Genomic DNA, 8,082 nt, shown 5'->3' on the forward strand with positions numbered 1-8,082 from the left:
ACATCGAGAGGCGTTGAAATCACCAGAAGCGCTGCTGGGTCAAGCGACTCCACCAACTCAACAACACGCGATCGACCGATCCGCTGGCCGCCATGCCAATGCGCTCTTGCAGGCTTTTGCGTTCAGCGTAATGCAGGTGATAAAGCTCGGACTGCCTGGCGCGCTCGGCCAGGTACTCGTCACTGGTCTTCAGTTCGTCCACCAGTTGTTTGTCCAGCGCCGCAATGCCAAGCCAGATCTCACCGGTGGCCACTTCATCGATCGCCAGTTGCGGGCGATAGCGGGCAACGAAGTTCTTGAACAACTGATGGGTAATATCCAGGTCTTCCTGGAACTTCTCCCGCCCCTTCTCGGTGTTTTCGCCGAATACCGTGAGGGTGCGCTTGTACTCGCCGGCCGTCAGGACTTCGAAGTCGATGTCGTGCTTTTTCAGCAAGCGGTTGACGTTGGGCAACTGCGCGACCACGCCGATCGAGCCGAGGATCGCGAACGGCGCGCTGATGATCTTCTCGCCGATGCACGCCATCATGTAGCCGCCGCTGGCCGCGACCTTGTCGATACAAACGGTCAGCGGTACGCCGGCCTCACGGATACGTGCCAGCTGGGAGGAAGCGAGGCCGTAGCTGTGGACCATGCCGCCGCCGCTTTCCAGGCGCAGCACCACTTCGTCCTTGGGCGTGGCGAGGGTCAGCAACGCGGTGATTTCGTGGCGCAGGCTTTCAGTGGCCGAGGCCTTGATGTCGCCGTCGAAGTCGAGCACGAAGACCCGCGGTTTGGCCTCGTGTTGCTTCTTCTGTTTTTTCTCGCTTTTGAGCTGGGACTTGCGCAAGGCCTTGAGCTGATCCTTGTCGAGCAAGGTTTGCTCCAGGCGTTCGCGCAGCCCCTTGTAGAAATCATTGAGCTTGCTGACCTGCAACTGGCCGGCGGATTTGCGTCGACCTTTGCTGCGCAAGGCCGCAAAGCTGGCCAACACCACCAGGATGGCGATCACCAGGGTCACGGTCTTGGCCAGGAAAACGGCGTACTCGGACAAAAACTCCACAGGGACTCCTTAAACGTTGCGCGGCATGCAAGCGCGCGGATACCACCAGCATACCCATGCGCCGCCCCTGCGACCAGCCGTGAAACCTCTGGCAACAGGCCTGTAACGAGCATTTCAAACAAGCGTATGTTTTTTCATTGACAGCTCAGCGCCATCCTCATAACCTCGCCAAACCTTCAACGTACCGGGATGACGCGGACGTGGGCAGCATCTATTTGATTCGACATGGCCAGGCCTCCTTTGGTGCAGACGACTATGACGTCCTGTCGCCCACCGGTATTCGCCAGGCACAAATCCTCGGCCAGCACCTGGCCGAACTCGGTATCAGCTTCGATCGCTGCCTGTCGGGCGACCTGCGTCGCCAGCAACATACGGCCAACAGCGCGCTCGAACAATACGCCGCCGTGGGCCTGCCGGTGCCGATCCTGGAGACCGATCCGGCCTTCAATGAATTCGACGCCGACGCGGTGATCCGCGCGCTGTTGCCGGCCATGCTGGCGGACGAACCCGAAGCGCTGAACATCCTGCGCAACGCCGCGCAGAACCGTGGCGAGTTCCAGCGCATCTTCGCCCTGATCATCGAACGCTGGCTCGCCGGCACCTATGACACACCGGGCCTGGAAAGCTGGCTGGGCTTCGTCGAACGCGTGCAGGCCGGTTTGCAGCGCATCCTCGAACGGGCCGACAACACTCAGAAAATCGCCGTATTCACCTCCGGTGGCACCATCACCGCCCTGCTCCACCTCATTACGCAGATGCCTGCCAAACAGGCTTTTGAACTGAACTGGCAAATCGTCAACACCTCGCTCAACCACCTGAAATTCCGTGGTCGCGAGGTGGCCCTGGCTTCCTTCAACAGTCATGCACACCTGCAACTGTTGAAGACCCCCGAACTCATCACGTTTCGCTGAGTCCGGACTATTGTCACCCTGGCTGTAATCACCCTGCTCTAATTACCAGAAAAAGGATCAAACCATGACCTCCGTAGCAGATGCAGTACAAGCAATGAAAGCCAAGTTCAACCCAGGCGCTGCTGCCGGCCTGGACCTGGTCTTTGGTTTCCGCATCGACGACACCAAGAACTTCTCGCTGGTCGTCAAGGACAGCACCTGCGAGCTGCTGGAAGGCGAAAACCCGGACGCCCAGGTGACTCTGGTGATGGACGGCGAAACCCTGCAAGGCATCGTCAGCGGCGAAACCGACGGCATGCAGGCATTCATGGGCGGCAAGCTGCGCGCTGAAGGCGACATGATGCTGGCGATGAAACTGTCCGAGCTGTTCCCGGCCTGATTGCGCTGCTTGCGACTGTCGCAAGCGCGCCTGGCTGCAAACGAATCCCGCCCCTTGTGGCGGGATTCGTCGTTTTCGACGCGTGAAAACCACCGCCTGCGGATTTGCCGTCTATATTCCATCTGGCCGCATGCGGCGCCTTCAGCTGTTTGCCCTCAACTCACGTTGCGCGGAGCACTGACATGAGCCCACCCGAGGAACACAACGGTGTCAACCGTCGCCACGTTCTCCAAGGCCTGTCCGCGGGCGCTGTCGGTGCCTGGATCAGCCCGCTGTTCGCTGGGAGTAAAACCATGCCAGACACCCCCGCCGACCTCATTCTCTACAACGGACGCCTGCACACCGTCGATCGCAAGAAACCCCAGGCCAGTGCCGTCGCCATCAAGGACGGACGCTTCGTGGTGGTCGGCAGCGACGCCCAGGCCATGGCCCTGCAAGGCCCCGCTACGCAAGTCATCGACCTGCACGGGCGCACGGTGATCCCCGGCCTCAATGACTCGCACTTGCACCTGATCCGTGGCGGTCTGAACTACAACCTGGAACTGCGCTGGGAAGGCGTACCGTCGTTGGTCGATGCGCTACGCCTGCTCAAGGACCAGGCCGACCGCACGCCAACGCCACAGTGGGTGCGGGTGGTCGGTGGCTGGAACGAATTCCAGTTCGCCGAAAAGCGCCTGCCCACCCTCGACGAACTGAACAAGGCCGCGCCCGACACGCCGGTGTTCGTCCTGCACCTGTACGATCGCGCCTTGCTCAATCGCGCCGCCTTGAAAGTGGTGGGTTACACCCGCGACACGCCGAACCCGCCGGGCGGCGAAATCCAGCGCGATGCCAATGGCGATCCGACCGGCATGCTGATCGCCCGGCCCAATGCCATGATCCTGTATTCGACGCTGGCCAAAGGGCCGAAATTGCCGCTGGAGTACCAGGTCAACTCGACCCGGCAATTCATGCGCGAACTCAATCGCCTGGGGGTCACCAGCGCGATCGACGCCGGCGGTGGTTATCAGAATTACCCGGACGACTACCAGGTCATCCAGCAGTTGGCCAAGGACCGGCAGTTGACCGTGCGCATCGCCTACAACCTGTTCACCCAGAAACCCAAGGAAGAGCTCACCGATTTCAAGAACTGGACCAGCACCTCGCGCTACGGCCAGGGCGACGATTTCCTGCGGCATAACGGCGCCGGGGAAATGCTGGTGTTCTCGGCGGCGGATTTCGAAGATTTCCTGGAGCCGCGCCCGGACCTGCCGGCCTCCATGGAACAGGACCTGGAACCGGTGGTACGCCATCTGGTGGAGCAACGCTGGCCGTTTCGCCTGCATGCTACCTACAACGAATCCATCAGCCGCATGCTCGACGTGTTCGAGAAGGTCAACCGCGACATTCCCTTTGACGGCTTGCCGTGGTTTTTCGATCACGCCGAGACCATCACCGCGCAGAACATCGAGCGGGTCAGGGCGCTGGGCGGCGGTATTGCCATTCAGGATCGCATGGCGTTCCAGGGCGAGTACTTCGTCGACCGCTACGGCGCCAAGGCGGCCGAACACACGCCGCCAATCGCCCGCATGCTGGCCGAAGGCGTACCGGTAGGCGCCGGCACCGATGCGACACGGGTGTCGAGCTACAACCCCTGGACTTCGCTGTACTGGCTGGTCAGCGGCCGCACGGTCGGCGGCTTGGCGTTGTACCCACAGGGCTTGAGCCGAGACACCGCACTGGAGCTGTTTACCCACGGCAGCGCCTGGTTCTCCTCCGAGCAAGGCAAGAAGGGGCAGATCAAGGTCGGGCAACTGGCGGACCTGATTGCCCTGTCGGGGGACTATTTCCACATGGAGGCCGAGGGCATCAAAGACATCGAATCGGTGCTGACCCTGGTCGATGGCAAAATTGTCTACGCCAGCGTCGAGTTCGAAAAACTCGGGCCGCCGCCCATTCCCGTGGTACCGGAATGGTCGCCGGTAGCCAAGGTGCCAGGGCACTGGAAAGCTTCGGCACCGTTGACGGCCCAGGTGCATCAATGCGTCGGGGCCTGTGCGGTGCATGCGCACAGTCATGAGCGGGCGCGCTTGTCGGATGCGCCGGTGAGTGACTTCCGCGGGTTCTGGGGGGCGTTTGGCTGCTCCTGTTTCGCGTTTTGATCGACAATTTCGCTAACATCGCAACCCAATGTGAGAGCGGGCTTGCTCGCGAAGGCAGTAGTTCAGTCAACATTTCCGTTGATTGACATGACCCCTTCGCGAGCAAGCCCGCTCCCACATTGGATCTGCGTGGAAGGTACATTCTTCATCGCTGAACACCACCTGTGACAGCTGGTGAAGACTGCTCCTACAATGCGAGTATTTCCCGCACCGGCCGCCCCATGGACATCGATCTCGCCCGCACCTTCCTGGAAATCGTCCGCCACGGCAGCCTTGCCGCGGCGGCCGAGAAGCTCCACGTCACCCAGACCGCGATCACCGCGCGGGTCCAGAAGCTCGAAAGCCACCTGGGCAGCACGCTGTTCGTGCGCAACCGCGCCGGCGCCCGCCTGACGCCCAATGGTGAGGCGTTCGTGATCTATGCCAATCAACTGGTGGAGACCTGGGAAGCCGCACGCCGGGACTTGCCCTTGCCCGAGGGGTTCCACGACGTGTTGCACATCGGTGGCGAGGTCAGCCTGTGCAATCCGTTGATGCTCAGTTGGGCCGGCGTATTGCGCGAGAAGATTCCCGGCCATGCACTGCGCATGGAAATCCGCGACGGCGAAAACCTGCTGCGCCAACTGGAGCTTGGCGTGCTCGATGCGGCGCTGGTCTATCAACCCGAGTACTGGCCGCGCCTGCAGGTCGAGCAGATCCTCGAGGAAAAACTCATCCTCGTACGCCACCCCGAACGCCCCGAACCCTATGTCTACATCGACTGGGGCCAGCACTTTCGCCGTCAGCACGACGCCGCCCTGCCGGAAAAAGCCAAGGCGGCGCTCAGTTTCAACCTTGGCCCCCTGGGCTTGCAGTACATCCTCGAACACGGCGGCAGCGGCTACTTCCGCACCCGGGTGGTGCAGAGCTACCTGGAAAACGGCATGCTGGAGCCCGTGCCCAAGGCGCCGGAATTCAGTTACCCCACCTACCTGGTCTACTCCCGCGACCGCGATTCGCCCGCGCTGCAACGGGCCTTCGATCTGTTGCGCGAGGTGATCAAGAGCGATGACGATTGGTCGCAGCGCTGGAATCCGCTGACTTGAGTCAGCTTTGAATATTGCACTGGTCTTGCGGGCCCCATCGCTGGCAAGCCAGCGCCTACAGGGGACGCGTACAGACCTGTAGGAGGATTTTGCTTTTGATCTTCTTGCCCCCCGCGAGGCACCGAACGTCAGTAGTAGATCGGGTATGGCCACGAAAGATGGGGCGGCAACAAAATCCAGCCCGGCTGCCAGCCAAAACCCGGGGATCGACTAATCTGCTGGAGATAACTATAACGACAGGTGATTGCAGTGAGGCAGACCACCGAAGCATTCCGCGCCCGTTACCGTTGCGACATTCATCCCCGCTATAACCCCTGGCTCCATGGCACCTTCGTCCTGGTGTTCGGCCTGGTGGCGATCGGCATTTTCTGGAGCACCGTGCACCAGGTAACGCCCCTTGAATGGCTGGCGGTACCGGTGGCCCTGTTGTCCTTGAATCTCGTCGTGTACCTGGTGCATCGGCACCTCGGTCATCACAAAAAAAACTTCGCGCGACTGTTCTATGCCCGGCATGCCGGCGACCATCACAGTTTTTTCGCCCCCGGCCACATGTCCTACGACAGCGCTCGCGACTGGCGGGTGATCCTGTTCCCGCCCTGGCTGATCGTGTTGCACACCCTGCTGATCACCGTGCCACTGTGGTGGTTGCTCAAGCATCTGGATGCGAACGTTGCCGGACTGGTCGGTGGCTGCCTGGTCCTGGGGTACCTGACCTATGAAGTGTTCCATGCCTGCGAGCATCTGCCGCCGCACAACCGGATCACGCGCCTGCCCTGGATCCGCCAGATGCGTCGCCTGCATGAACTCCATCACCGCCGCGAAATGATGCAGCAGCGCAATTTCAACATCGTTTTTCCGTTGATGGATTACCTGTTCGGCACCCTCTACTGGGAACCGGAACCGGAGCCGGCCTTCAGGCACCTGGAGAGAACATCCATGACCCGCATGCAGCACAAGATCGACATCGCCGGCGACCCCATCGCCGTGCTCGCCTATGCCAGTACCGTGACCCGCTGGCCGGATTGGCACCCATCGTCCCTGAGGATAAACGGCCAGAACGGTCCGTTGCATGCGGGCGCGCGGTTCGAAGAGGACATCCGCGCCGGTGGGCGTGACGGACACTTGAGCTGGATGGTCGATGAGTATCTGCCCGGACGACGCTGGGTTGCCCGTGCCCATGGCGACAATGGCCTGTCATTGCGGCTGACTTACGAATGCGCGGCCGAGGGCGATGGCTCGCGGTTTGTCCGCACGCTGGAATACCAGTTCAGCGGGTTGGTGATGCGCATGGCCAACCAATTGCTGCTCAAGCGACGGATCGAGCGCGAATCGGCGGCGTCGATGCTGGCGCTTCGCAATACCGTGGAAAAATACCTGACGTCTTCAGGAGTCCGTGCGTGAGCCGACCGAACCGCTTTCATCATTGGGTATTGCTATTGATCGTCGCCCTTGGCGCCTTCCTGCTATTGATGCCGACCAAGGTCAAGCCCGTCGCCTGGACACCACAACCCACCCCCTCCCTCAGCAGCGGACCGTACGCGGACAATCAGCGCCTCAAGGCTGTGGCACCCGTCGGTGCCGCAAACATCGACGGCCCCGAAGCGCTGCTCATGGAGAACAATGCGCTGATCACCGGGTTGCATGATGGCCGGGTCATTCGCACCAGCCTCGACGGCCAGGACACCAAGGTGCTGGCTGACACCGGCGGCCGCCCCCTGGGCCTGGCCCGGCATCCCAATGGACTGTTGGTGATCGCCGACGCCGTCAAGGGCTTGTTGTCGCTGGACGCCCAGGGTCGCCTGGTAGCGTTGTGCACCAGCGCCAACGGCGTGCCGCTGGGTTTCACCGACGACGTCGCGATCGACAAGCCCGGGCACTACGCCTACTTCAGCGATGCCTCCAGCCGGTTCGGCTACGGCAAGGATGGCGAGGCAATCATCGAACATGGCGGCGACGGGCGCTTGTTGCGCTATGACTTCCAGACCGGCAAGACCACGGTGCTGCTGGACAAGCTGGAATTTGCCAATGGTGTCACCCTGGGTCCGGACGATGCCTTTGTGCTGGTCAACGAAACAGGCGCGTATCGCATCAGGCGCTATTGGTTGAGCGGGCCGAACGCCGGCACCCATGACCTGTTCATCGACAATCTGCCGGGCATGCCGGACAACCTGGCCTTCAATGGCCGCGACCGGTTCTGGGTGGCGCTGTATGCGCCGCGCAACGCCCTGCTCGACAAGACCGCACCCTACCCTTTCGTGCGCAAGATGATTGCGCGAGCGATGACCGTCCTGCCCAAGCCGGTGGAAAAACGCGCTTTTGTGCTGGGGCTGGACCTGGAGGGCAAGGTGGTCGCCAACCTGCAGGACGGCAGCAGCGGCAATTACTCGCCGATCACCACCGTGCGTGAATATGGGGAGTGGTTGTATTTTGGCTCGTTGAAAGCGAAAAACATGGCGCGGTTGCCGCTGAGTACGGCGCTTCAGTAAACCTGTGGGAGCGAGGCAGGGGCCGGAAGCGGGGGGTT

At 61.5% G+C, this 8,082-nt stretch carries 7 protein-coding genes; 6 read left to right on the forward strand and 1 reads right to left on the reverse strand.

Annotated elements, in window-relative coordinates:
* Positions 1-19 precede the first annotated feature (19 nt).
* Positions 20-1,042: a protease SohB gene (gene sohB, locus NQL71_RS25385; RefSeq protein ID WP_046820160.1), complete on the reverse strand. Its 1,023-nt coding sequence runs from the start codon at positions 1,040-1,042 to the stop codon at positions 20-22.
* A 200-nt stretch (positions 1,043-1,242) separates the two neighbouring features.
* Between sohB and NQL71_RS25390 the strand changes: the two genes are divergently transcribed.
* From NQL71_RS25390 to NQL71_RS25415, 6 genes are all read left to right on the forward strand, one after another.
* Positions 1,243-1,953: a histidine phosphatase family protein gene (locus tag NQL71_RS25390; RefSeq protein ID WP_166618730.1), complete on the forward strand. Its 711-nt coding sequence runs from the start codon at positions 1,243-1,245 to the stop codon at positions 1,951-1,953.
* Positions 1,954-2,017: 64 nt separating this feature from the next.
* A complete protein-coding gene (locus NQL71_RS25395) occupies positions 2,018-2,332 on the forward strand; it encodes an SCP2 sterol-binding domain-containing protein (RefSeq protein ID WP_046820162.1) in 315 nt (104 codons plus the stop codon).
* A gap of 293 nt (positions 2,333-2,625) precedes the next feature.
* The gene (locus tag NQL71_RS25400; RefSeq protein ID WP_162488927.1) at positions 2,626-4,473 is read left to right on the forward strand and encodes an amidohydrolase; all 1,848 of its coding nucleotides are present in this window, start codon (positions 2,626-2,628) and stop codon (positions 4,471-4,473) included.
* Positions 4,474-4,694: 221 nt separating this feature from the next.
* A complete protein-coding gene (locus tag NQL71_RS25405) occupies positions 4,695-5,558 on the forward strand; it encodes a LysR family transcriptional regulator (protein WP_046820273.1) in 864 nt (287 codons plus the stop codon).
* Between the two features lie 249 nt (positions 5,559-5,807).
* Positions 5,808-6,959, forward strand: a complete 1,152-nt coding sequence (locus tag NQL71_RS25410; RefSeq protein WP_166618729.1) for a sterol desaturase/SRPBCC family protein — start codon at positions 5,808-5,810, stop codon at positions 6,957-6,959.
* Positions 6,956-8,044, forward strand: coding sequence for an SMP-30/gluconolactonase/LRE family protein (locus NQL71_RS25415; RefSeq protein WP_166618728.1), 1,089 nt, complete (start codon positions 6,956-6,958; stop codon positions 8,042-8,044). The genes NQL71_RS25410 and NQL71_RS25415 overlap by 4 nt, the downstream gene beginning before the upstream one ends.
* The last annotated feature ends 38 nt before the right edge of the window (positions 8,045-8,082 follow it).

Source organism: Pseudomonas serbica (genome assembly GCF_028823535.1).
Taxonomy (GTDB): domain Bacteria; phylum Pseudomonadota; class Gammaproteobacteria; order Pseudomonadales; family Pseudomonadaceae; genus Aquipseudomonas; species Aquipseudomonas serbica.